The organism is Paenarthrobacter sp. NEAU-H11, assembly GCF_050573415.1.
Classification (GTDB): Bacteria; Actinomycetota; Actinomycetes; order Actinomycetales; family Micrococcaceae; genus Arthrobacter.
The window spans coordinates 164853-186806 of the sequence record NZ_JBNZGA010000008.1 but is presented as its reverse complement, the minus strand read 5'-3'; the positions used below and the strand labels follow the sequence as shown (position 1 = coordinate 186806).

The 21954-nt window shown below is 67.4% G+C and carries 20 protein-coding genes and 1 tRNA gene; 12 read left to right on the top strand and 9 right to left on the bottom strand.

All coding sequences use genetic code 11. The annotated features are described in order from the left end of the window. Nucleotide 1 precedes the first annotated feature (1 nt). Nucleotides 2-1090 (bottom strand): LacI family DNA-binding transcriptional regulator, encoded by a 1089-nt coding sequence (locus ACQ3DC_RS12325; RefSeq protein WP_430752352.1) that lies wholly within the window; start codon nt 1088-1090, stop codon nt 2-4. A 190-nt stretch (nt 1091-1280) separates the two neighbouring features. On the opposite strand from ACQ3DC_RS12325, the gene ACQ3DC_RS12320 reads away from it, so the two are divergent. Genes ACQ3DC_RS12320 through ACQ3DC_RS12310 form a run of 3 tightly spaced genes read left to right on the top strand, consistent with a single transcriptional unit; the run spans nt 1281 to nt 4518 of the window. Continuing rightward, nucleotides 1281-2450: a Gfo/Idh/MocA family protein gene (locus ACQ3DC_RS12320; protein WP_157241944.1), complete on the top strand. Its 1170-nt coding sequence runs from the start codon at nt 1281-1283 to the stop codon at nt 2448-2450. Beyond that, nucleotides 2450-3664, top strand: coding sequence for a dihydrodipicolinate synthase family protein (locus ACQ3DC_RS12315; protein ID WP_430752351.1), 1215 nt, complete (start codon nt 2450-2452; stop codon nt 3662-3664). The genes ACQ3DC_RS12320 and ACQ3DC_RS12315 overlap by 1 nt, the downstream gene beginning before the upstream one ends. Beyond that, entirely contained in the window at nt 3661-4518 is an 858-nt protein-coding gene (locus ACQ3DC_RS12310; protein WP_430752350.1) for a sugar phosphate isomerase/epimerase family protein, read from the top strand. The genes ACQ3DC_RS12315 and ACQ3DC_RS12310 overlap by 4 nt, the downstream gene beginning before the upstream one ends. 159 nt (nt 4519-4677) lie before the next feature. Here ACQ3DC_RS12310 and xylB read toward each other — a convergent pair whose 3' ends face one another. Both xylB and xylA read right to left on the bottom strand, forming a co-directional pair. Further along, entirely contained in the window at nt 4678-6096 is a 1419-nt protein-coding gene (gene xylB / locus ACQ3DC_RS12305) for a xylulokinase (protein WP_323057027.1), read from the bottom strand. A 3-nt stretch (nt 6097-6099) separates the two neighbouring features. Then, the gene (gene xylA, locus ACQ3DC_RS12300) at nt 6100-7287 is read right to left on the bottom strand and encodes a xylose isomerase (RefSeq protein WP_430752349.1); all 1188 of its coding nucleotides are present in this window, start codon (nt 7285-7287) and stop codon (nt 6100-6102) included. Nucleotides 7288-7425: 138 nt separating this feature from the next. Here xylA and ACQ3DC_RS12295 point away from each other — a divergent pair, with 138 nt between their 5' ends. Beyond that, nucleotides 7426-8655, top strand: coding sequence for an ROK family protein (locus ACQ3DC_RS12295; RefSeq protein WP_323057029.1), 1230 nt, complete (start codon nt 7426-7428; stop codon nt 8653-8655). 63 nt (nt 8656-8718) lie between these two features. Here ACQ3DC_RS12295 and ACQ3DC_RS12290 read toward each other — a convergent pair. After that, nucleotides 8719-8791, bottom strand: a tRNA-Arg gene (locus tag ACQ3DC_RS12290). Between the two features lie 214 nt (nt 8792-9005). Here ACQ3DC_RS12290 and ACQ3DC_RS12285 point away from each other — a divergent pair. The 3 genes from ACQ3DC_RS12285 (at nt 9006) to ettA (ending at nt 12071) form a co-directional block, all read left to right on the top strand. Beyond that, complete coding sequence (locus ACQ3DC_RS12285; protein ID WP_430752348.1) at nt 9006-9566, top strand: single-stranded DNA-binding protein; 561 nt, start codon at nt 9006-9008, stop codon at nt 9564-9566. 131 nt (nt 9567-9697) lie between these two features. Further along, nucleotides 9698-10336 (top strand): DUF6993 domain-containing protein, encoded by a 639-nt coding sequence (locus ACQ3DC_RS12280; protein ID WP_430752347.1) that lies wholly within the window; start codon nt 9698-9700, stop codon nt 10334-10336. Nucleotides 10337-10388: 52 nt separating this feature from the next. Continuing rightward, nucleotides 10389-12071 (top strand): energy-dependent translational throttle protein EttA, encoded by a 1683-nt coding sequence (gene ettA / locus ACQ3DC_RS12275; protein ID WP_157241951.1) that lies wholly within the window; start codon nt 10389-10391, stop codon nt 12069-12071. Between the two features lie 95 nt (nt 12072-12166). Here ettA and ACQ3DC_RS12270 read toward each other — a convergent pair whose 3' ends face one another. Then, entirely contained in the window at nt 12167-13147 is a 981-nt protein-coding gene (locus ACQ3DC_RS12270) for an acyl-CoA thioesterase (RefSeq protein ID WP_157241952.1), read from the bottom strand. Nucleotides 13148-13210: 63 nt separating this feature from the next. Between ACQ3DC_RS12270 and ACQ3DC_RS12265 the strand changes: the two genes are divergently transcribed. Continuing rightward, nucleotides 13211-13870, top strand: a complete 660-nt coding sequence (locus ACQ3DC_RS12265; protein ID WP_321213760.1) for a hypothetical protein — start codon at nt 13211-13213, stop codon at nt 13868-13870. Nucleotides 13871-13887: 17 nt separating this feature from the next. Here the strand turns inward: ACQ3DC_RS12265 and ACQ3DC_RS12260 are convergent, their stop codons facing one another. Next, nucleotides 13888-14331, bottom strand: a complete 444-nt coding sequence (locus tag ACQ3DC_RS12260; RefSeq protein ID WP_157241954.1) for a globin — start codon at nt 14329-14331, stop codon at nt 13888-13890. A gap of 2 nt (nt 14332-14333) precedes the next feature. Beyond that, entirely contained in the window at nt 14334-15017 is a 684-nt protein-coding gene (locus tag ACQ3DC_RS12255) for a mechanosensitive ion channel family protein (RefSeq protein WP_157241955.1), read from the bottom strand. A gap of 117 nt (nt 15018-15134) precedes the next feature. Here ACQ3DC_RS12255 and ACQ3DC_RS12250 point away from each other — a divergent pair, with 117 nt between their 5' ends. After that, the gene (locus ACQ3DC_RS12250; RefSeq protein WP_430752346.1) at nt 15135-16118 is read left to right on the top strand and encodes an NAD-dependent epimerase/dehydratase family protein; all 984 of its coding nucleotides are present in this window, start codon (nt 15135-15137) and stop codon (nt 16116-16118) included. On the opposite strand, the gene ACQ3DC_RS12245 is transcribed toward ACQ3DC_RS12250, so the two are convergent. Continuing rightward, nucleotides 16115-16588, bottom strand: coding sequence for an OsmC family protein (locus tag ACQ3DC_RS12245; RefSeq protein ID WP_157241957.1), 474 nt, complete (start codon nt 16586-16588; stop codon nt 16115-16117). The genes ACQ3DC_RS12250 and ACQ3DC_RS12245 overlap by 4 nt on opposite strands. Next, nucleotides 16585-19164, bottom strand: a complete 2580-nt coding sequence (gene pepN, locus ACQ3DC_RS12240) for an aminopeptidase N (RefSeq protein ID WP_430752345.1) — start codon at nt 19162-19164, stop codon at nt 16585-16587. Before pepN ends, ACQ3DC_RS12245 begins: the two co-directional genes overlap by 4 nt. Nucleotides 19165-19330: 166 nt before the next feature. Here pepN and ACQ3DC_RS12235 point away from each other — a divergent pair, with 166 nt between their 5' ends. The 3 genes from ACQ3DC_RS12235 (at nt 19331) to ACQ3DC_RS12225 (ending at nt 21876) form a co-directional block, all read left to right on the top strand. Next, the gene (locus tag ACQ3DC_RS12235; protein WP_321213755.1) at nt 19331-20350 is read left to right on the top strand and encodes a hypothetical protein; all 1020 of its coding nucleotides are present in this window, start codon (nt 19331-19333) and stop codon (nt 20348-20350) included. Between the two features lie 81 nt (nt 20351-20431). Further along, the gene (locus ACQ3DC_RS12230; RefSeq protein ID WP_321213754.1) at nt 20432-20926 is read left to right on the top strand and encodes a ribose-5-phosphate isomerase; all 495 of its coding nucleotides are present in this window, start codon (nt 20432-20434) and stop codon (nt 20924-20926) included. Beyond that, complete coding sequence (locus tag ACQ3DC_RS12225) at nt 20926-21876, top strand: Fpg/Nei family DNA glycosylase (RefSeq protein WP_430752344.1); 951 nt, start codon at nt 20926-20928, stop codon at nt 21874-21876. Before ACQ3DC_RS12230 ends, ACQ3DC_RS12225 begins: the two co-directional genes overlap by 1 nt. Nucleotides 21877-21954 lie beyond the last annotated feature (78 nt).

The window sequence follows — 21954 nt, the reverse complement described above, 5'->3', positions numbered from 1 at the left end:
GTCAGGCCACTGTCTCCGTGCTGCGGCGCAGCGTGACTTCGCCCCTCACGGGCTGCAGGTCGTCCTCCTGGCCATCGCTGCGGCCGGGGCCGCTGGCCGTCGCCCGGGTAGCAAGCCGGCCGATGTCTTCCAGCGGCAGGCGGACCGTGGAGAGGGCGGGGCGGAAATCCCGCAGCGTCTCGATATCGTCAAATCCGGCAATCCTGGCGTCCCGCGGAACCCGGAGCCCTTCAGCCCGCAGCGCTGCCGAGGCCCCGATGGCCATGACGTCGTTGACTGCGAAGATGCACATCTTCGCCGTGGCAGGGGCATCGCCGTCCGCTGTCCGCTGGGCCTTGATCCTGGCAGCCAGCTTGAGGCCCGCGTCGTAGCCTCCGGCACGGTTGAACGAGGTGCGCAGGACCTCCGCCGGGCCCCGGCCGGCCCTGGCCAGGCCTTCCTGGAAGCCCCGGATGCGGTCGTCCGACGTGAAGAGGCCCTCGGGGCCTCCTATGATGACGAAATCGCCAGTCCAGCCGGCAGCAAGTTCAGCTGCGAGGGCGCCGGCGAGTTCCTGGTTCGGCACGGCAACAACGTGGTAGCCCTCAGGAGCGCTGGCACCCACTACCGGATGTCCCACCACCGCCACCCGGCCGCCGTTGCGGCAGTACCGGTCAAGCTCCGCTGCAAGGTCCGCGTTGTCGTCCCGGTCCTCCTCCCGCGACGAGCGGGATCCCGCAATCACGATCGAATCGGCACGCCGTGCAGCGAAGGCAGCCACGGCCTCGCGCTCCTCCGCCGGCGCCCCGCCGGTGGTCGCCAGCAGCACCATCTTGCGCTGTTCACGGGCGGCCTGCTGGACCCCCCGTGCGATGGCGGCGAAATAGGGGTCCGCAATGTCGTGCACGATCAGGCCGATCAGGCCCGAACTGGACTTCGCCAGGCCCTGGGCCTGGGCGTTGGGAATGTATCCAAGCGAGGCCGCAGCCTGCCGGACACGGTCCGCGATGTCCTGCCCCGGCTTGCGTGCGGAACCGTTGAGGACGCGGCTGGCAGTGGCGGGAGATACCCCCGCCAGCCGCGCCACCTCGGTAAGGGTACTTGCAGCCACAGCGTCTCCTGATCGGCTTTGTTGGGTCAATAGGCGTTACCACATTATGGCAGTTCCGGACCGCTACTGGAAAGCGCTTGCCAAGAAGTCTGCGGACGTGCATCATTGACGTAGCGGGAATGCGCTTTCCCGAATCAGCTTCAGTAGGGCTTCAACTTCAGTAGAACTGCTCGCTCACCGTGGAGGACAAATGGGCTTCGAGACAAGAACAATCCGCATTGCCATGAACGGCATCACCGGCCGGATGGGGTACCGCCAGCACCTGCTGCGCTCCATCCTTCCCATCCGGGACGCCGGTGGATTCACGCTGGAAGACGGCACCCGCGTCCAGGTTGAGCCCATCCTGGTGGGCCGCAACGAAGCCAAGATCCGGGAGCTCGCCGAAAAGCACAAGGTCTCCGAGTGGAGCACCGACCTGGACGCCGTCATCAACGACCCCACCGTCGACGTCGTTTTTGATGCCTCCATGACCAGCCTCCGCGCAGCCACCCTCAAGAAGGCCATGCAGGCCGGTAAGCACATCTTCACAGAGAAGCCCACTGCCGAGACGCTTGACGAGGCCATCGAGCTCGCCCGGATCGGCAAGGAATCCGGCGTCACCGCGGGTGTGGTCCACGACAAGCTGTACCTCCCCGGCCTGGTCAAGCTCCGCCGCCTGGTGGACGAGGGCTTCTTCGGCCGAATCCTCTCCATCCGCGGCGAGTTCGGATACTGGGTCTTCGAAGGTGACATCCAGGCCGCCCAGCGCCCGTCCTGGAATTACCGCAAGGAAGACGGCGGTGGAATGACTACGGACATGTTCTGCCACTGGAACTACGTCCTCGAAGGCATCATCGGCAAGGTCAAGAGCGTCAGCGCCAAGACCGCCACCCACATCCCCACCCGGTGGGACGAGGCAGGCAAGGAATACAAGGCCACCGCCGACGACGCCTCCTACGGCATTTTCGAGCTGGAAACCCCGGGCGGCGACGAGGTCATCGGCCAGATCAACTCGTCGTGGGCCGTCCGCGTCTATCGCGACGAACTGGTGGAGTTCCAGGTGGACGGCACGCACGGCTCCGCCGTCGCAGGCCTGAACAAGTGCGTTGCGCAGCAGCGCGCCCACACGCCGAAGCCCGTCTGGAACCCGGACCTGCCCGTCACGGAATCCTTCCGTGACCAGTGGCAGGAAGTCCCTGCCAATGCTGACCTGGACAACGGCTTCAAGCTGCAGTGGGAAGAATTCCTCCGCGACGTCGTCGCCGGCCGCGAACACCGATTCGGCCTGCTCTCCGCCGCCCGCGGTGTCCAGCTCGCCGAGCTCGGCCTGAAGTCCAACGACGAACGCCGCACCCTCGACATCCCGGAGATTACCCTCTAATGACCTCACTCATCCTGCCCTCCCACGACGGCGGCACCCGGGAATACCGCCTCCAGGGCGGCACGTCCTGGGCCCGGCCAGCGGCGCCGCTCATCGCCCGCCGCGCCTATGCCGCAGCGCATGTGATCCCCGAAGTCCTGGCGGACAACACGCCCGGCGCGCCCGCCCGGCTCGACTGGGACGCCACCATGGCCTACCGGCACGAGCTGTGGTCCTACGGACTCGGTGTAGCCGACGCCATGGACACTGCCCAGCGCGGCATGGGCCTTGACTGGGCAGCAACCCAGCAGCTCATCAAGCGCACGGGCGTCGAGGCAGCCTCGGTGGTCTCGGCCGGCAACCCGGCAACGGCCGGCAAGTCGGTGCGGGACCTTGTTTCCTGCGGTGCCGGCACCGACCAGCTGGACAGCGCCACCCTGCCGGCCGGGGAGGCCGGCATCAAGGCCGTCCTTGAGGCCTACCGCGAGCAGATCGCGGTGGTCAGCGAGGCCGGGCCCAAGGTGATCCTCATGGCCTCCCGCGCCCTGGCCAAGGTTGCCCGCGGTCCCGAGGATTACCTGCAGGTGTACTCGTCGCTGCTGGAGGAGGTGGACCAGCCGGTCATCCTGCACTGGCTCGGCACCATGTTCGATCCCGCCCTGGCCGGTTACTGGGGTTCGGACGATGTCGCAACGGCAACCGAAACCTTCCTCGGCCTTATCAGGGACAACGCGGCCAAGGTGGATGGCGTCAAGGTCTCGCTGCTCGACGCCGGCCATGAGGTTGCCCTTCGGGCGGCCCTGCCCGAAGGCGTCCGCCTCTACACCGGCGACGACTTCAACTACCCCGAACTGATCGACGGCGACGGCAGCCGCCACTCGGACGCCCTGCTGGGCATCTTCGCGGCCATCTACCCCGCCGCCTCGGTGGCGCTGCAGAACTACGACGCCGGCAACGCCGCGAAGGCGCGCGAAATCCTCGACTCCACGAGGGAACTGGGGAAGCACATCTTCAGCGCACCCACGTTCTACTACAAGACCGGGATCGCGTTCATGTCTTGGCTCAACGGCAGGCAGCCCGGCTTCCAGATGGTTGGAGGCCTGCACTCCGGCCGCTCGGTATGCCACCTGGCAAGGACCTTTGAACTGGCGGACAAGGCGGGCCTGCTGCGGGATTCGGCTCTGGCCGCTTTCCGGATGTCCGACTACCTGCGGATCAACGGGGTGGGCGTATGACCAGCACGTCAGGAACGGCAGACTTTGCGCGCCTTTCCATCAACAGCGCCACCACCAAGAAATGGACCCTGGCCCAGGTGGTCGAGGGCTGCGTCAACGCCGGCATCCCCGCCATCGGGCCCTGGCGGGACCGGGTGGCGGAAGCCGGCCTGGACAAGGCAGCCCGCCTGATCAAGGACGCCGGGCTCCGCGTCTCCTCGCTCTGCCGCGGGGGGTTCCTCACCGCACCCGACGCCGCAGGGCAGGCCGCAGCCCTGGCTGACAACCGGGCAGCTATCCTGGAAGCCGTCGCGCTCGACACCAGGGAACTGTTCCTCGTGGTCGGCGGGCTGGCCCCGGGGGAGAAGGACGTGGTGGCTGCGCGCCGGCGCGTGGCGGACCGTCTCGCCGACCTGGTCCCCTTCGCCCGGGAGAACGGCGTCCGGCTGGTGCTGGAACCGCTGCACCCGATGTATGCGGCTGACCGCGCGCTCATCTCCACCCTGGGCCAGGCGCTGGACCTCGCAGCGCCCTTCGACGCGTCAACGGTGGGCGTCGCCGTCGACACCTTCCACGTGTGGTGGGACCCGGAACTGAAGTCGCAGATCGAGCGCGCCGGCCGGGAGGGGCGCCTTGCGTCCTACCAGGTGTGCGACTTCAACATGCCCATCGCCGCGGATCCGCTGCTGTCCCGCGGCTACATGGGCGACGGCGTGGTGGACTTCGCCACCATTGGCGCCTGGGTGCGCGATGCCGGGTACACCGGTGACATCGAAGTGGAAATCTTCAATCAGGACATCTGGGACACGGACGGCGACGCCGTCCTGGCCACGGTGAAGGAGCGCTACGCGGAGCTTGTCCTCCCGTACGCCTGACCTGATCCAGACCGCGGGCTCCTGCCACGTTTCCCGACACAACTGGCAGGAGCCTGCGCCCCACCAAAAAGACCCGGACCGCGCAGTGAATTCATCACAGTGCGGTCCGGGCCTTTCGCGTGGAAACGCCAGGCGGGCCCGGCGTCAGGTATCCCGGTGTCAGGTATATAGGGAGGCGCAGCGGCGGTACCGTGCCAGCACCCCGCCGTCGTCCTGCCCGGCAGGGAGGTCGACGGCGTCCAGCGCCCACTGCGGAAATTCCCCGGTGAGTGCCGCTGCGGCCTGGCGGGCGGCGCCGTCGGCCACATACTCACCCGGGCGCGGCACGGTGATGCTGATTCCCAGCAGTTGCGCTGCCGCCTCTTGTACTGCCGCGGACTGCGCTCCGCCGCCCACCAGGATGATGCGCCGCGCCTGCACGCCTTGTTGCTGCAGGGCGGCCAGGCCGTCCGCGAGCGAACAGACCACGCCTTCGACGGCGGCCCGGGCCAGGTTGGCCGGCGTGTAGTTCCCGCGGGTGATGCCGTGCAGGGAACCGGTGGCGTCGGGCAGGTTCGGCGTGCGCTCGCCGTCGAAATAGGGAACGAGGGTGAGGCCCCCGGCGCCTGGTCCGGCGGACAGCGCCAGCTCATTGAACTCCGCAATGCTGACGTCCAGCAGAGCTGCAGTGGCCTCAAAAACGCGGGTGGCGTTCAGGGTGCACACCAGCGGCAGGTAGTTCCCGGAAGCATCGGCGAACCCGGCCACCAGCCCGGACGGGTCGGCGGCCGGTGTATCGGACACGGCGAAGACCGTCCCCGAGGTGCCCAGCGACATCACCACGTCACCCACGCCGGCGCCCACTCCCAGTGCCGCCGCCGCGTTGTCCCCGGCGCCGGCGGCCAGGAGGGCGCCCTCCGGTGTCTTGCCCACGACCTCCAGCGGGCCCACGACGCCGGGCAGCAGCGGAACGTGCCCCAGCGAGGACTCCAGGAGCCCTGGCAGGTACTCGCCGGTCGCCGTCGCGTAGTAGCCCGTACCGGAGGCGTCGGAACGGTCAGTGGCGAGGGCCTCGAGGTTTCCCGGACCGCTGCCTGGCCCGTGGTCCGCCAGCCGCCAGGTCAGCCAGTCATGCGGCAGGCAGACTGCCGCAACTTTGGCGGCGTTCTCCGGCTCGTTGGCGGCCAGCCAGTGAAGTTTGGTCAGCGTCAGCGAGGCGACCGGGACGGTGCCGGTTGCGCCGGCCCAGTAGCGGGCGCCGGCGGCAGTGTCGCCGTCGCCCGCATTGCTGATCAGTTGCAGTGCCGCGCCGGCACTGCGGGTGTCATTCCACAGCAGTGCCGGCCGGACCACCTGGCCCTCGCTGTCCAGGCAGACCATGCCGTGCTGCTGCCCGCCCACCGAGACTGCTGCCACATCGTCCAGGCCGCCGGCCTGGTGTAGTGCGTCCTGCAGGGCGGCCCACCAGTGATCCGGGTGGATCTCGGTCCCGTCCGGGTGGCCCGCCCTGCCCTGCCGGACCAATGCTCCCGTGTCCGCATCGCGGATCACCACTTTGCAGGACTGGGTGGAGCTGTCGATCCCTGCTACGAGTGCCATGATTTACCGGGCGCCCAGGAGGTGTTCGATGGCGAGCTGGTTGAGGCGGACGAAGGCGAAGGAGCGTTCGCCGGCCTTGTCGGCGTCGAAGTCCTCGAAGACGGTGGTGTCCGCGCGCAGGTCCGCGGCGGTTTCGCCGGCCGCGAGGGTGCTCTCGCCGAGTTCGAAGACCCCGGAGGTCGTGAGGGCTTCCTGGACTTCGGGGTCTGCGCGGAACGCAAGGGCGCGCTCCTTGAGGAGCAGGTACATGGCCATGTTGGACTTGGCCGATTCCCAGACGCCGTCGTAGCCGTCGGTGCGGGAGGGCTTGTAGTCGAAGTGGCGCGGGCCTTCGTAGCGGGGCCCGCCGCCCGGGAAGCCGTTTTCGAGCAGGTCTACGGTGAAGAACGCGCTGGTGAGGTCGCCGTGGCCGAAGACGAGGTCCTGGTCGTACTTGATGCCGCGCTGGCCGTTGAGGTCGATGTGGAAGAGCTTGCCGGCCCACAGGGCCTGGGCGATGCCGTGGGTGAAGTTGAGCCCTGCCATCTGCTCGTGCCCGGTTTCCGGGTTGAGGCCCACGATGTCGCCGTGCTCGAGTTGGGCGATGAACGCCAGGCCGTGGCCGACGGTGGGCAGGAATATGTCGCCGCGGGGTTCGTTGGGCTTGGGCTCCAGTGCGATGCGCAGGTTGTAGCCCTTGTCCTTGATGTAGGCGGCGGCGGTGTCCACGCCTTCCTTCATCCGGTCCAGGGCCGCGGAGAGGTCCTTCGAGCCGTCGTATTCGCTGCCTTCGCGCCCGCCCCACATCACGAACGTTTCGGCGCCGAACTCTGCGGCGGAGTCGATGTTGCGCAGCACCTTGGACAGGGCGAAGCGGCGGATGGAGCGGTCGTTGGAGGTGAAGCCGCCGTCCTTGAACACCGGGTGGCTGAACAGGTTGGTGGTCACCATCGGGACCTTCAGGCCGGTCTCGGCCAGGGCTGCCTTGAAGTTCTTGAGGATCAGGTCACGTTCCGAGGCGCTGGCGTCGAAGGGGACCAGGTCGTTGTCGTGGAAGGTGATGCCGTAGGCGCCCAGTTCGGCCAGCCGGTGGACCGCCTCCACGGGATCCAGGGCGGCGCGGGTGGCCACACCGAACGGATCGGCGCCCGTCCAGCCCACGGTCCAGAGGCCGAAGGTGAACTTGTCAGCGGGGGTGGGGGAGAGAGTCATGATGCGTCCTTGCACTCGATGGTCGCCGGTTGCGGCACTATTAGTTTAGTGCTTGAACTATATAAGCGAGTCTACGCTAGGGTCAATAGCGAAGGGCCCGTGAGGGACGGCCCCGCTTCCAGCCCGAGGAGAACGGCCATGGCCAGTACCGCACCTGCCACTGCACTGTCCGACGCCGCCGGCCCGGGGAACATGGCGGACGTTCGGCGGAACAACCTCGCCCTGGTCCTTGCCAGGGTGGCGCAGGCACCGGCCGGCACCCATCCGACCCGCGCACAGGTGGCCGCGGCCACAGGGCTGACCAAAGCTTCTGTTTCGAGCATCGTCCTGGACCTTTTGGGCGCCGGCCTCCTGCGCGAGGTCGGCCTGAGCCGGCAGGGGGAGCGGGGCCGGCCGGGGGTCGGGCTGGAACTGAATCCGGCGCGGGGTGTCATGGGTATGGAAATCAACGTCGATTACATTGCGGCCGGAGTGACCGACCTTTCCGGAACCCTAGTGGTGCAAGAAATCCGGGAACGGGACAACCGCGACAGCGACAGCGCCCCCGTGCTGTCCGCACTCGCCGCGCTCGCCGCCGACGTCCGGAAGGCGGCAGCGTCTACGGGTGTTGAGGTCCTGGGCGGAGGGCTCGCCGTACCCGGCCTCGTTGACGCCGGCAGTTCAACCGTGACCGCCGCCCCGAACCTGGGCTGGCTGGGGACGAAGCTGGACATGGGGCGGCTGCTTCCCGACGTGCCGCTGGGGGTCTCCCTCTTCAACGAGGCCAATGCTGCCGCGCTCGCGGAACTGGCCCACGGCTCCCACGGAAGGCGGGACTTCCTGTTCGTCTCCGGCGAGGTGGGCGTCGGCGGCGGCCTGGTGATCAATTCGGAGCTTTTCACCGGCCCTGAAGGCAACGCCGGGGAGGTCGGCCACATCGTTGTGCAGCCGGAGGGGGTCCGCTGCTCCTGCGGCGGGACGGGGTGCCTGGAGACGATAGCCGGGCAGGATGCAATTTTTTCTGCTGCCGGTATCGCCGCGAAGGGGTGGTCAAGGTCTGAGAGCATGGCCCGTCTGCTGGGCGCCCTCGGCGCTGAGGACCCCGCTGCCCTGCTCGCCGTCCAACGGGCCGGGACTGCGCTGGGCGTGGCGGTGGCGTCGACGTCCCGCGTGGTGGACATCAGGGCTGTGGTGCTTGGCGGACACTTTGCCGTCCTGGACCAGTGGCTCCGCGGGCCGCTTTTGGACAGCCTTGCCAAGTACGCGCCGGGTGCGCTGTCCCCGGCGCACGTCACCATCTCCGCGGTAGGGGATGCGGGGGCCCTGCTGGGCGCTGCCGGCAGCGTGGTTCGCTCTCTGGTGGAAGCGCCGCACCGGCTGCAATCCTGAAACCCTGACGGCATGTGTGGCCCCAAACGCCCCGGTCCGTGAACCGGGGCGTTTGCCCATGGGTGCCCCAGGAGGGAATCGAACCCCCGACCGGCGGATTAGAAGGCCGCTGCTCTATCCCCTGAGCTACTGAGGCAATGGATTCCGGAGCTGAAGTCCGGCGCCTCAAAAAGTTTACATTGCCCGAAGTCCCGGCGTCGTCAGTGACCTGCGGCGGCTCACTAATCCTCCACAGGCGGCCGCAGCCGCAGGTTATGCACATAGGCGAACCCCTGCCTCCCCGGTGGCCAGCGCCGGCGCCATGCTGGTCTTGCCTGCTAGGGCACCACCATTGACGACAGGACGTGAAGATGAGCGACACAATAACCATTCGGGGCTTCGTTGCTACCGAGATCAAGAGCGCCACAACTCCAGGGGGAGTTGCCACAGCCTCCTTCCGTATGGGTTCCACCTCGCGCCGGTTCGACAAGGAATCCGGCACCTGGACGGATGGCCACACGAACTGGTTCCTGGTCCAGGGCTATCGCCACCTCGCGGGAAGCATGGGCTGCAGCATCAGGAAAGGCCAGCCGGTCATCGTGGTTGGCAAGCTGAAGATCCGCAGTTGGGAAAGGGACGGCAGGGTCTTCTACTCACACACCATTGACGCCGACGCCGTGGGTCACGACCTGACGTGGGGTACGGCCAACTTCATCCGGTCCTCCACAAAACCGCTCCTCTCGCTCGTGGAGCCGGCGCCGCCCCTCGACGCCGAGCACCGGGCCGGCGCTGAGGGAACGTTCGACGAACCGGAGGACGGCGACGACGATCCCGACGGCGGCGATCCTGCCGCAGCGTACATCGAGGACAGCAACGGCAGCCTCGTGTCACTGGACCTGGAGACGGGGGAACTCGCCGAATCCGGAGTCTAGGTTTTCCATATCAGCGTCCCCTATCAACGGTTCCCCCGGTTCCTTGGCGGGCAGTGCCGCGGCACCCCCCGGCCGTGCACTGTCCGCCCAGGTTGCGGAGCCGGGACCAGGCCGCATGGCAGAATGACACCATGCGGCATACCCCTGACCACCGGCAGAACTCAACAGCCGGTGCCTCATCGGCCAGCCCCTCAGCCACCGTTCCCGGAGCCACCGTTCCCGGAGCTGCCATTCCTGGAGCTGCCGTTCCTGGAGTTGCCCCGCCCAGCGCCGCGCGCCGGTTGCTGGCGGCCGTAACCGCCACAGTGCTGGCGGCAGGTTTATCGGGCTGCGTCAGCGGAACCTTGTCGGGTGCAACATCCACTGCTGCAGCCTCCGCCGGCCCCGCAGCAACGGAAACACGGGCTGCAGCAACACAGACAAATGCCGCCGGACCGCTGGCGGACTCATCCGGGACCGCATCCGCCGCGGCAGCGGCGGCTGCCACTGAAACGGCCAAGAGGACCCTGACAGAGGCGCTGGCCAGGCTGGCCGCGGGATCGCCCAAACCCGCCACCGCACAAGTCACGGAAGCCCTCACGGGCGCGGGAATCGCCCCCGCGGCGTTGGAGGTTTCGCAGAGCCGCACCCCCACCGGCCTTGAAGCGGATGCCATCGAGGCGGCCGTGCTCCAGGGACAGGACTGCGTGATCGGCCAGGTCCGCGACGGCGCCGTGACAGTGACAGTGTTGCCCGTCCTGGCGAGCGGGAAGTGCTTTGTAGGCTCGTAAGCCTGTTGCGCGGAATGTGAGATATGCCTGCCCACCCACTAGATTTGGAACCATGGCGGAATTTATCTACACAATGACCAAGGCCCGCAAAGCCGTTGGCGAAAAACTCATTCTTGACGACGTAAGCATGTCCTTCTTCCCCGGCGCCAAGATCGGTGTTGTGGGCCCGAACGGTGCCGGTAAGTCCACCATCCTCAAAATCATGGCCGGACTGGACACTCCCTCCAACGGTGAGGCCCGGTTAAGCCCCGGCTACACCGTGGGCATCCTGCTCCAGGAGCCCCCGCTCAACGAGGAAAAGACCGTCCTGGGCAACGTCCAGGAGGGTGTGGGCGAGATCTACGGCAAGATCCAGCGCTTCAACGAAATCTCCGAGGAAATGGCCAGCCCCGACGCTGACTACGACACCCTCCTCGAGGAAATGGGCCACCTGCAGGAAGCCATCGATGCCGCGGACGCCTGGGACCTGGACTCGCAGCTGGAGCAGGCCATGGACGCCCTCCGCTGCCCGCCCGCGGACGCCGACGTCACCAACCTCTCCGGTGGTGAACGCCGCCGCGTAGCCCTGTGCAAACTCCTGCTGCAGAAGCCGGACCTGCTGCTCCTGGACGAGCCCACCAACCACCTGGACGCCGAAAGCGTGCTGTGGCTCGAACAGCACCTGTCCACCTACGCGGGTGCAGTCCTCGCCGTCACCCACGACCGGTACTTCCTGGACCACGTCGCGGAATGGATCGCCGAAGTGGACCGCGGCCACCTCTACCCCTACGAGGGCAACTACTCCACTTACCTGGAGAAGAAGCGTGCCCGCCTGGAGATCCAGGGCAAGAAGGACGCCAAGCAGGCCAAGCGCCTCAGCGAGGAACTTGAGTGGGTCCGGTCCAACGCCAAGGGCCGCCAGACCAAGTCCAAGGCCCGTCTGGCCCGCTACGAGGAGATGGCCGCGGAGGCGGACCGCACGCGCAAGCTGGACTTCGAAGAGATCCAGATCCCGCCGGGACCCCGCTTGGGCGGCCTGGTGCTGGAAGCGAAGAACCTCCAGAAGGGCTTCGAGGACCGCACCCTCATCGACGGCCTGTCCTTCAGCCTGCCCCGCAACGGCATCGTGGGCGTCATCGGCCCCAACGGCGTCGGCAAGACCACGCTGTTCAAGACCATCGTGGGGCTGGAACCGCTCGACGGCGGTGACCTGAAGATCGGCGACTCCGTCAAGATCTCCTACGCGGACCAGAGCCGCGGCGGCATCGACCCCAACAAGACCTTGTGGGAAGTTGTCTCCGACGGCCTGGACTTCATCCAGGTGGGCCACGTCGAAATGCCGTCCCGCGCCTACGTTGCCGCCTTCGGCTTCAAGGGCCCGGACCAGCAGAAGAAGGCCGGTGTGCTCTCCGGCGGTGAGCGCAATCGCCTGAACCTGGCGCTGACCCTCAAACAGGGCGGCAACCTGCTGCTCCTCGATGAGCCCACCAACGACCTCGACGTCGAAACGCTCAGCAGCCTCGAAAACGCACTGCTCGAGTTCCCCGGCTGCGCCGTGGTGGTCTCCCACGACCGCTGGTTCCTGGACCGGGTGGCCACGCACATCCTGGCCTATGAAGGCGACGAGGAAAACCCCTCCAAGTGGTACTGGTTCGAGGGCAACTTCGAATCCTACGAGGAGAACAAGGTGGAGCGCCTCGGCCCGGACGCCGCCAAGCCGCACCGCGTCACGCACCGCCGCCTCACCCGCGACTGAGACCAGGCGCAGAGCGCACAAAGACGAACAGGCCGGCACCCCCACTGGGTGCCGGCCTGTTCGTCTTCCCGCTGAAGGCGGAGTTCCGGGTGGTGCTAGTCCCGCCCGGCCTTGCGGATCTGGTGCTCCATCAGCTTCGACTGGAAAGCGCCCACCACTTTGTTCTTCAGGTCGGTAGGCACGCGGATCATTCCCTCCTGCGCGACGGAGGCAACGTGCTGCCCCGCCTGGTTGAAGATCTTGCCGGTCGCGAGTCCACGGGCCCCTTGGGCGCTGGGTGACTCCTGGACATACAGGAGCCATTCGTCCACGCGGGCAGGCCGGTGCCACCACATGGCATGGTCCAGGCTTGCCACGTTCATCCCTGGCGTGATCCAGCTCAGCCCGTGGCGCCGCAGGATGGACTCAAGGAGGGTGTAGTCGCTGGCGTATGCCAGGGCTGCCCGGTGCAGGTTGGGGTTGTCCGGCATCGGTCCGAAGGTCTTCATCCACACCGCATTCCGCGCTTCCCTCTTGCCCTTAGCCGACACGTACAAGGGGGGATCGACGTGCCGGATATCGAACGGCCGCTCGTAGGCCCAGTGCCGTGCCACCGGATGGTCGAACTTGCCGAGCAGGTCGGCGGTGCTTGGCAGTGACTCCGGGTCCGGGATGCCGCCGGGCATCGTGGACTCGTGCTCCACGCCTTCGTCCTCGCCCTGGAAGGACGCGATCATCGACAGGATGGGCACACCCTCCTGGTACGCATGGACCCGCCGGGCGGAAAAGGACCGGCCGTCCCGCAGGCGCTGGACGCCGAAGGTGATGGGCTTGTTCGCGTCCCCCGGGCGCAGGAAGTAGCCATGCATGGAATGGACAAAACGTTCCGGGTCCACCGTCCTGATGGACGCGATGAGCGACTGTGCCAGCACCTGGCCGCCGAACACGCGGTGGTGGGGCTGCTGCTGGGACGGACCCAGGAAGATGTCCTCGTCCGTCCGGGCACCCTCCAGCTCACCAAGGTCAAGGAGGGAGATGAGCGATGAGGTGGGGTCCCCGCTGGGGAGCGCCAGGATTTCGGCGTCGGCTTCAGTCATGGTTTGACTCTAGACGGCCCCCCGGCACCGCTCAACAAAGGTCCAGCGGGTAGTGTTCTTGGTGTGTCTGATCTACTCACCTCGTCCTTCCGCTTCGCCGATCCCCAGGATCTCGCTGACCTGAAGACTTTCGCTACGCGGGCCAAATCAATTGACGACGGCGCCATCAGGCTTCAGGCTGCAGGTTCCGTCCTCGCCGCGTACGTCTGCGTGCTGCGGCCGAGGCTGCTGGGTGAATCGACTCCCACCATTCTGGGGCTGCGGACCATGGCCCTCGCGGAACCTTCGGCGACGGACGTGACAGTGTCCTTGTCCGCCGTCCTGGACCGCCTGGCGCGGGCGGGGGCGGACGACGTCGAGCTGCCGGTTCCGCCGTCCACCGTCACCGAGTCCTGGACCGGGGTGGGCGCCCCGCGGAGCGGGTGGGAGCTGATGGGTTCACGCAGCGATGCCGCGCTGCGGAAAGCCGCAGAAGCAGGAATCGCGGAAGTGGCGGGAATCGTCCCTGACAAGCCGGGGGCGCTGATCGTCAACAACGCCCGTGCCGCCGTCTGGGGCAGGGAACTGGACGACTCCGGCCTGCCGGCCGGAGCCGCTTTCGCCGCCCTGGCCCTGGGGTTCCTGGCCGACGGCGACCAGAAGCTCTACCGGGCAGGGCGCTGGTTCCGGCTTACAGGCACCCGCGGCCACGTGCTCGCGCGGACCGGAAGCGCGCTGCTCTAACGGCGGTTAGGGCAACATCAGCCGGGGCTGTTCACCATGGACAGCGCGGCACGCTCCATGTAGTCCCACAGCGTTCCCTCGTAGAGCGGCGGCAGTTCCAGGGCATCCACAGCGGCACGCATGTGGAAGAGCCAGCGGTCCTTGGCCTCGGGCGTCACCTTGAACGGCATGTGCCGCATGCGGAGCCGGGGATGGCCGCGCTCCTCGCCGTAGGTGGTGGGCCCGCCCCAGTACTGTTCCAGGAACATCAGGAACCTGCGCTTCGCCGGCGCCAGGTCCTCTTCCGGATACATGGGGCGGAGGAGCGGATCGGTTGCCACTCCGTCGTAGAAGACGTCGATCAGCTTCACGAAGGTTTCATGCCCGCCCACGGCATCGTAGAAGTTGTCGGTGTAGCCGGGCTTGCTGAACGGATCGTTCTGCATCAGCTGCGGCCGCTGGGGATCGCTCGGGATTGTCATTCCTAGTCTCCGGCCTTCTGGTCAGTCTTCTTGGGTTCGGCATGATCCGTGCCCTGGTCCGTAGTGCCGTCCTCCGACTCGTGCAGCGGCACATAGTTGCCTTGCGAACGGTTGCCGACGCGCAGGATCTCGCCGTTGCGCAGGTACCAGATAGCGCCGTCGTCCGAGCGGACGCGCGTGATGCGCAGGCCCATGGACTCCACCACGCCAACAACCTCGCTGGTTTCGATCACGTCGCCGATGCCGTACTGGTCTTCAATGGTAATAAAGATCCCGGCCAGGAAGTCGCGGATCAGCTGCTGGGCACCGAAGCCGATGGCCACACCCAGGATGCCGACGCTCGTCAGGAGCGGTGCGATGTTGATGTCCAGGTTCTGCAGGACGTACATGCCCGTGATGATCACCACGAGCACGCCAACCACGCTGTTCAGCAGCGAGCCGATGGTTTCCGCGCGCTGGACGCGCCGCTCGTGGTCCAGGGCCCTAAACGCCGGGGCGGCCCATTTGAAGGTGGGTTTCTTGAAGAAGTTACTGCCTGCCGCCACGCGCCTGGTGATCCGGGAAATCACGAACGTGGCCACCAGCCAGATGGCGACGCCGACGCCGAGGCTGATCACGATGCCCGTGACGCTGATGCCGTCCGGCTGGCTGGCGGTGGACGGAAGGATCGACAACGTGCTGACCATAAGGGGGAAGTACTCCTGCTGTTCTTCGGCTGCGCCGGGAAGGGATGCCGCAGCGCCGGTTACGCCCGGCGCGGAAGGCTCTGTTCTTCCTCAACACTATCGCCGTAGCGTCTGAACATGCGCATTCTTGTCCTCGGCGGAACAGCCTTCCTGTCCGCAGAAATTGCCCGCCAGGCGGTGGCGGCGGGACACGACGTCACCTGCCTTGCCCGAGGTTCCGCGGCGGCCCCGCCAGCGGGAACCACGTGGCTGAGGGAGGACCGTTCACTGGGCGCGGACGCCTACGCGGGCGCCGAGGGGGAGTGGGACGAGGTGGTGGACGTGGCCCGGGATCCCGTCCCCGCCGCCGAAGCCCTGGACGCCCTCGCACACCGGGCAGCGCACTGGACGTTCGTCTCCAGTTGCTCCGTCTACGCCGACGCCTCTCATGCAAACGAAACTGAGGATGCAGCGCTCCTGCAGCCCCTGGCGCCGGGAACTCCCTCCACTCCGGAGAACTACGGCGAGTCGAAGGCGGCCATCGAGGCCGCCACCCTCAAAGCGGCAGGCGGAAAAGCCCACCTCTGCCGTGCCGGCCTGATCGGCGGCCCGGGGGACAGCTCGGACCGCTACGGCTACTGGCCGGCCCGCTTCGCCAGGAACAACAAGCCGGTGGTGGTTCCCGCCGTCGACTATCCGACCCAGGTCATCGACGTCCGCGATCTTGCTGCCTGGATCCTCCGGGCGGCCGGGAAGGGCGTGGCCGGAGCGTTGAACGCCCTGGGCGGGCAGGTGGCCTTCGGAACGTATCTTGCCGCCGCCAGGGAAACCGCCGGCCACGACGGCGAGGTTCTTCCGGCGGAAGAAGAGTGGCTTGCGAACCAGGGCGTCAACTACTGGGCAGGCCCGGACTCGCTGCCGCTTTGGCTCCCGCCCGGGCATGAGGGCTTCATGGCGCGGAGCAACCGGGCAGCCGTCGCTGCCGGGCTGCAGCTGCGGCCGTGGCGGGAGACGCTGCAGGACACCTTGCGGGACGAGCGGGCGCGAGGGCTGGACAGGCCCCGGAAGGCCGGGCTGTCCCCCGGAACCGAGGCGCGCCTCGCCGCCAGGCTGCCGTCCTAAGCCGCCACTGTCACCGGTTCATGCTCCACCGGGAAGTTCACGCTGCGGGCGATGAAGCACAGCTGGTTCGCCTCGTGGTGAAGCTGGCCGGCCAGCTCCACCTGCGCCGCATCGGCCACGGTCACGTGCGGCCGAAGCGTCACGCGTTCAAACTGGCCGCTGCCGTCCCGGTTCAGGGTCATCAGCCCGAAGGCCTCGTCCCGGTAGTCCGTGACCACCACGCCGTGCTTTACCGCCACGTGCAGGAAAGAGAGCATATGGCACTGGGCAAGTGCCGCCAGGAGCAGCTGCTCCGGGTTGTACCGCTCCCGGTCTCCGTGGAAGGTGGGGTCCGCGGAGCCCTTGAGGACAGGGAGCCCCGGAATAAGGATGTCGTGGTCGCGTGAGTAGCCGCGGTAGGACGCCGTCCCGCTGCCCGAGTTGCCCGTCCACCGGACCGTCAGCTCATAGCGGTGCTCGTGCAGGCTCATGATGCAGGCACAGCTTCGCCGGGAAGGACATCCGCAGCGCGCGCCCGCAGTGCCCGGGCAACGCCGTCGCGGTTTTCCAGCATCATGCGCCGCAGCGCGGCGCTTGCGGGCGGAAGCGCCGCCAGGAAGCCGTCAGTCCGGTCCACGGTTGCCTGGCTGGTCAGCAGCGCAGGGTAGAGTCCGACGACGATCTGCTGGGCCAGTGCGTGGGTGCGGGTTTCGACGATCCGCGGCACTGCCTCGAAGTACTTTTCGGCGTAGGGCTCCAGCAGGGACCGGTCCAGCACGCGCATGAAGCCGGTGACCGCGGAGCCCTGCAGTGCATTGGAGAGCTCGCCCTTGACCACAATGGAATCCCAGGCGGCTGCCTTCGCCTCCGCCGTGGGGATGGCGGCCTTGGCAAGGGCAGCGGCATTCTGGCCGCTGGAGGTATTGTCCCGCGCAAGTTCCGCGTCGATGCCGTCCTGGCCGAGGCGTCCGCCCACCACAAGTGACGCGACCAGCTCCCAGCGCAGGTCCTGGTCAACACCCAGCCCGTCCAGGACCAGGGAGCCGTCCAGGAGGCCCGCCACCTTGTCCAACTGGGGGGCGCTGCCGGCCAGCAGCGCAAACGACTTCACGAACTGCAGCTGCGCGTCCGAGCCGCCCGGCACCTGGGACGCCAGGTCCCACAGCCGGTCCGCCGCAGCCACCGCAGTCGCCTCGCGGTGTTCCTCGGCCACGTAGAAGTTCAGGGTGGTGGCAAGCTGGCGGAGCTGGACCAGGATCACCGAGGAATCGGATTCGGCGGCCACGTTGGCCAGGATCAGCTCCACGTACCGCCGTGCCGGGGTTTCGCCGTCCCGGGCAGCGTCCCAGGCCGAGTTCCACACGAGCGTCCGCGGCAGGCTCTGGCTGAAGTCCTTCAGGTGGGCGGTCGCCGTCGCAAGCGACTTTTCGTCCAGCCGCACCTTGGCGTAGGCGAGGTCGTCGTCATTGACCAGGACCAGGTCCGGCCGGACCAGCCCCACCAGCGCCGGAACTTCGGTCCGCCCGCCGTCGACATCCAGTTCCTCGCGGTGCACCCGCTCCAGCTTGCCGGCGTCGTTAAGGTTGTAGAACCCCACGGCGAGCCGGTGCGGGCGGATGGTGGGCCAATCGTCCACGGCGGACTGCACGATGGCGAAGGACGTGAGCCGGCCGTCGCCGTCAACCTCGAGCTCCGGCTTCAGGGTGTTGACGCCGGCGGTTTCCAGCCACTGCCGCCCCCAGTCATCCAGGTCGCGGCCGCTGGCCTTCTCCAGTTCCACCAGCAGGTCGCCCAGCTCGGTGTTCTGCCAGGAATGCTTGGCGAAGTACTCGCGCACGCCGGCCATGAACTGGTCCGGGCCCACCCACGCCACCAGCTGGCGGAGCACCGAAGCGCCCTTGGCGTAGGTGATGCCGTCGAAGTTGACCTCCACGTCCTGCAGGTCGTTGATCTCGGCGAAAATGGGGTGCGTCGTGGGCAGCTGGTCCTGGCGGTAGGCCCAGGACTTCTCGACGGACGCGAACGTGGTCCAGGCGCTGGTGAACTTCGTCGCCTCGACGGCTGCCAGGTGGGACATGTACTCGGCGAAGGACTCGTTGAGCCACAGGTCGTTCCACCAGCGCATCGTCACCAGGTCGCCGAACCACATATGCGCGAGTTCGTGGAGGACGGTGATGGCCCGGCGTTCCACCTGCGCGTCGGTGACTTTGCCCCGGAAGACGTAGCCCTCCAGGATGGTCACCGCGCCGGCGTTTTCCATGGCGCCGGCGTTGAACTCGGGCACAAAGAGCTGGTCGTACTTCTCGAACGGGTAGGGGCAGCCGAACTGCGCCTCGAAGAACTCAAAGCCCTGCCGGGTGAGTTCGAAGATGTTGTCCGCGTCCAGGTACTGCATCAGGGACTTCCGGGCGAAGACGCCGAGCGGGATGACGCGGCCGTCCGAGCTGGCCACCTCGCTGCGCACCGACTGGTAGGGGCCGGCAACCAGCGCAGTGACGTAGGAGGAGAGCCGGGGAGTGGGGGAGAAGGCCCACACGGAGCGGGCACCGCCGTCGTCCGCGGCGGTGGTTTCCACGGGCGCCGGTGTGGGCGAGTTCGAGATGACGTCCCAGTGGGAGGGGGCCGTGACGGTGAACGTGAAGGTTGCCTTCAGGTCCGGCTGCTCGAAGACGGCGAACATCCTGCGCGAATCAGGAACCTCGAACTGCGTGTAGAGGTAGACCTCGTTGTCCACCGGGTCCACGAAGCGGTGGAGTCCCTCGCCGGTGTTCATATAAGGGGCATCGGCCACCACCGTGAGTTCGTTGTGTTCCTTGAGATCCGGGAGCTGGATCCTGACGCCGTCCGCCACTGTGGCCGGATCAAGGCTCTTGCCGTTCAGGGTGACGCTGTGCACCGCGCGTGTGATTGCGTCTATGAATGTTGAGGACCCTGGCGTCGCGCTGAACTTCACCGTGGTGGTGCTGCCAAAGACCTCTCCGCCCCGGGTCAGGTCCAGGCTGACGTCATAGGATTCGACGGCGATCAGTTCGGCACGTTCGCTGGCTTCAGCTCGCGTCAGATTCATACCTGGCAAAGTGGGGCCTCCAGAAAGGTTGCGTCTGCCTGCTGGCGTGCCCAGCGGCGGCATTGTTCATTCTTGCATTCCGCCAGCCTTGGCAAGTAGCACGGCCCGGGATGGCTGCCGCGTGAGGCGGAAGGCCGCCGGCCGGCCGTGGGAGTAGCGTTAAATCATGGGAAAGTTCATGGAGTCGATGGACACGAAAGCCCTTCGGTTTGTGGTGGGGTTCCCGCTGCTGGTGGCGGCGGCCTTCGTGGTGTGCGCCTTCCTGATCCGGCCGGACCTTCCGGAGCCGCTCGCCATCCGGTGGACGGACGACGGCGGCGCCTCCTTCGCGCCCTTCGGCGCCTACGTCACGGCAGGAGCCTTAATGATCCTGGCCGGCGGCTGGCTGGTCCTCTTTCAGGCCGTGCCCGTCAGCAGGCCCGTGCTGATGCGCCGGATCATGATGGGCGCCGGGATGTTCTTCACGCTCTTCGTCACCAGCGCCCTCGCTGCCGGCATCGTGGGACAGGCAGGGCTGGCGGACGCCCGTGAATCCCATGTGGACATGACCGTCCTGGCACTCGGAAGCGGGGCGGCCCTGTCGCTCGGCGTGATTGTTGCCTTTACCTTCAAAGCGGACCAGCAGTGGTCACCGGACGACGACCGGGCCCTTCAACTGGCCATCGCGAGGGAGGCTGACCCCGACCTGACACGGGACGACATCCGGCTCTGGGTCCATGCCCGCAGTTCGGTATTCGTCATGATCGCCATCGCATCGCTGCTTCCGTCTGCCCTCATCGCCGTTGCCGTGCCCTGGCTCGGCGCGCTCCTCGTGCTCCTCGCGGCGACGGGCGCGGCGTTCCTGTTCGCGCGCATCAAAGCCGACCGCCGCGGCCTGAAAGTCCTGCTGGCCGGCATCGTTCCGGTCATGAACGTCCCGGCCGGAGCCATCTCGGGCGCTACCGCCGCCGAGGTGAAGGCCGCAGACTATGGGGGGTGGGGCTACCGGCACCACGGCGGCACTGCCGCCATGCTCGTCAGCAGCGGTCCCGCCGTCGTCGTCAGCAAAACCGACGGCCAGCGCCTCGCGGTGAGCGGGGGCAGTACTGCCTCGGCGGCGAGGCTGGCCGAGGTACTGACGCGGGTTGCTGAAAGGGCCCGGCCCGGCGGCGGGGCGGCGCCGACTCCCGGCCAGCCGGAGTCCTAGTATTCTTGACCGTGTTGTCCTGACCCTGGCCTGCGCCGTCCCGGCCGGCTGCCTGCGCCCCCAACCGAACGGATTCTGCTCGTGACATCATCCCCTGCCTTCCCGCGGGTCCACATCGCCACCGACCATGCGGGCATGGAACTGAGCGCCCACCTGGTGTCCCACCTGACAGCCAAGGGCTATGAGGTGGTGGACCACGGCCCCAAGGCCTACGACGCCCAGGACGACTACCCCTCTTTCTGCATCAATGCCGCCCTTGCCGTGGTTGCCGACCAGCAGGCAGGCATCCACGCCCTGGGCATCGTGTTGGGCGGCTCGGGCAACGGGGAGCAGATCGCCGCCAACAAGGTCAAGGGCGTCAGGGCTGCCCTGGCCTGGAACCACTCGACCGCCACACTCGCCCGCGAGCACAATGACGCCAATGTCGTGGCCGTCGGCGGCCGCCAGCACACGGTGGAGGAAGCGACCCGGCTGGTCGAGGCCTTCCTGACCGAGCCCTTCAGCAATGACGAGCGCCACGTCCGCCGCATCGGCAAGATCGCCGCCTACGAAGCAACCGGCGAGGTCATCGAGTAGTGCCCGAAGGGCATTCCGTCCGCCGCCTGGCGCGGCAGTTCGGGGACGTATTCGGCGGCCGGCGGCTCACTGTGTCCAGCCCGCAGGGCCGGTTCAGCGGAGGCGCCGCGCTCCTGGACGGGCGCACCCTGCTCGTGGCCGAGGCGCACGGCAAGCACCTGTTCCTGCACTTCGACAACACCTTGGTGCTGCATGTGCATCTGGGCCTGTACGGTGCCTGGAGTTTTGGCGGCGACAGCACGTTCGCCGGCTCCTCCAGCATCGGTGCCCCGCGCCGGGTGGGGGAGCGGGAGACGTTCCCGGACGCGAACGACGGCGACGGCGCCGGCACGAACGGAGGCAGCGCCTATGCCGGTCCGCCGGACCCCGTGGGGGCCGTGAGGGTCAGGCTGGCCAGCAGCAACGGGTGGGCCGACCTGAGGGGTGCCACCACCTGCGAGGCGATTACCGCGGCAGAGGCTGACGCCGTCCTCGCCCGGCTGGGGCCGGACCCGCTGCGGAACCTGCGGGGCGACGCCGGACGGTTCGCGGCCAATTTGCAGGGCCGGAAAACTCCGGTGGCTGCACTCCTGATGGACCAAAAGATCATCGCCGGCGTCGGCAACGTCTACCGCGCCGAGGTCCTTTTCCGCCGGCGTATCGATCCCTGGCTGCCGGGAACCGCACTGCCCGACGCCGAGGCACGCAAGTTGTGGCGCGACGTCGTGACCGTCATGAACGACGGCGTTGCCGACGGCCGCATCATCACCACAACGCCCCGGTACTGGTCGGAACACGGCAAGGCAACCGCCGCCGCCTTGAAAAACGGGACCTTCCCCGCGCGGGACAATGCCCATTACGTCTACAAGCGGGACGGGATGCCGTGCCGGGTCTGCGGCACCACGGTGCTGATTGCTGAACTGGCGGGGCGCAAACTCTATTGGTGCCCCTTCTGCCAGCAGCAGGCGTGAACGGGGGCTGCCGGCAAAGCCCCCACGATGGCTTGCCGGAGCTGGGGCCCCAACGGATTAAAAAGACAGGCCCCTCTT

What these genes read in the sequence shown, in the direction of transcription:
- xylB (WP_323057027.1), bottom strand. Translation starts at nt 6,096, where the DNA reads ATGGCACTCGTAGCAGGGATCGACAGCTCCACCCAGTCCTGCAAAGTG.
- ACQ3DC_RS12295 (WP_323057029.1), top strand. Translation starts at nt 7,426, where the DNA reads ATGGCCAGTACCGCACCTGCCACTGCACTGTCCGACGCCGCCGGCCCG.
- ACQ3DC_RS12280 (WP_430752347.1), top strand. Translation starts at nt 9,698, where the DNA reads ATGCGGCATACCCCTGACCACCGGCAGAACTCAACAGCCGGTGCCTCA.
- ACQ3DC_RS12320 (WP_157241944.1), top strand. Translation starts at nt 1,281, where the DNA reads ATGGGCTTCGAGACAAGAACAATCCGCATTGCCATGAACGGCATCACC.
- ACQ3DC_RS12260 (WP_157241954.1), bottom strand. Translation starts at nt 14,331, where the DNA reads ATGACAATCCCGAGCGATCCCCAGCGGCCGCAGCTGATGCAGAACGAT.
- ACQ3DC_RS12250 (WP_430752346.1), top strand. Translation starts at nt 15,135, where the DNA reads ATGCGCATTCTTGTCCTCGGCGGAACAGCCTTCCTGTCCGCAGAAATT.
- ACQ3DC_RS12270 (WP_157241952.1), bottom strand. Translation starts at nt 13,147, where the DNA reads ATGACTGAAGCCGACGCCGAAATCCTGGCGCTCCCCAGCGGGGACCCC.
- ettA (WP_157241951.1), top strand. Translation starts at nt 10,389, where the DNA reads ATGGCGGAATTTATCTACACAATGACCAAGGCCCGCAAAGCCGTTGGC.
- ACQ3DC_RS12255 (WP_157241955.1), bottom strand. Translation starts at nt 15,017, where the DNA reads ATGGTCAGCACGTTGTCGATCCTTCCGTCCACCGCCAGCCAGCCGGAC.
- pepN (WP_430752345.1), bottom strand. Translation starts at nt 19,164, where the DNA reads ATGAATCTGACGCGAGCTGAAGCCAGCGAACGTGCCGAACTGATCGCC.
- ACQ3DC_RS12245 (WP_157241957.1), bottom strand. Translation starts at nt 16,588, where the DNA reads ATGAGCCTGCACGAGCACCGCTATGAGCTGACGGTCCGGTGGACGGGC.
- ACQ3DC_RS12315 (WP_430752351.1), top strand. Translation starts at nt 2,450, where the DNA reads ATGACCTCACTCATCCTGCCCTCCCACGACGGCGGCACCCGGGAATAC.
- ACQ3DC_RS12235 (WP_321213755.1), top strand. Translation starts at nt 19,331, where the DNA reads ATGGGAAAGTTCATGGAGTCGATGGACACGAAAGCCCTTCGGTTTGTG.
- xylA (WP_430752349.1), bottom strand. Translation starts at nt 7,287, where the DNA reads ATGACTCTCTCCCCCACCCCCGCTGACAAGTTCACCTTCGGCCTCTGG.
- ACQ3DC_RS12285 (WP_430752348.1), top strand. Translation starts at nt 9,006, where the DNA reads ATGAGCGACACAATAACCATTCGGGGCTTCGTTGCTACCGAGATCAAG.
- ACQ3DC_RS12310 (WP_430752350.1), top strand. Translation starts at nt 3,661, where the DNA reads ATGACCAGCACGTCAGGAACGGCAGACTTTGCGCGCCTTTCCATCAAC.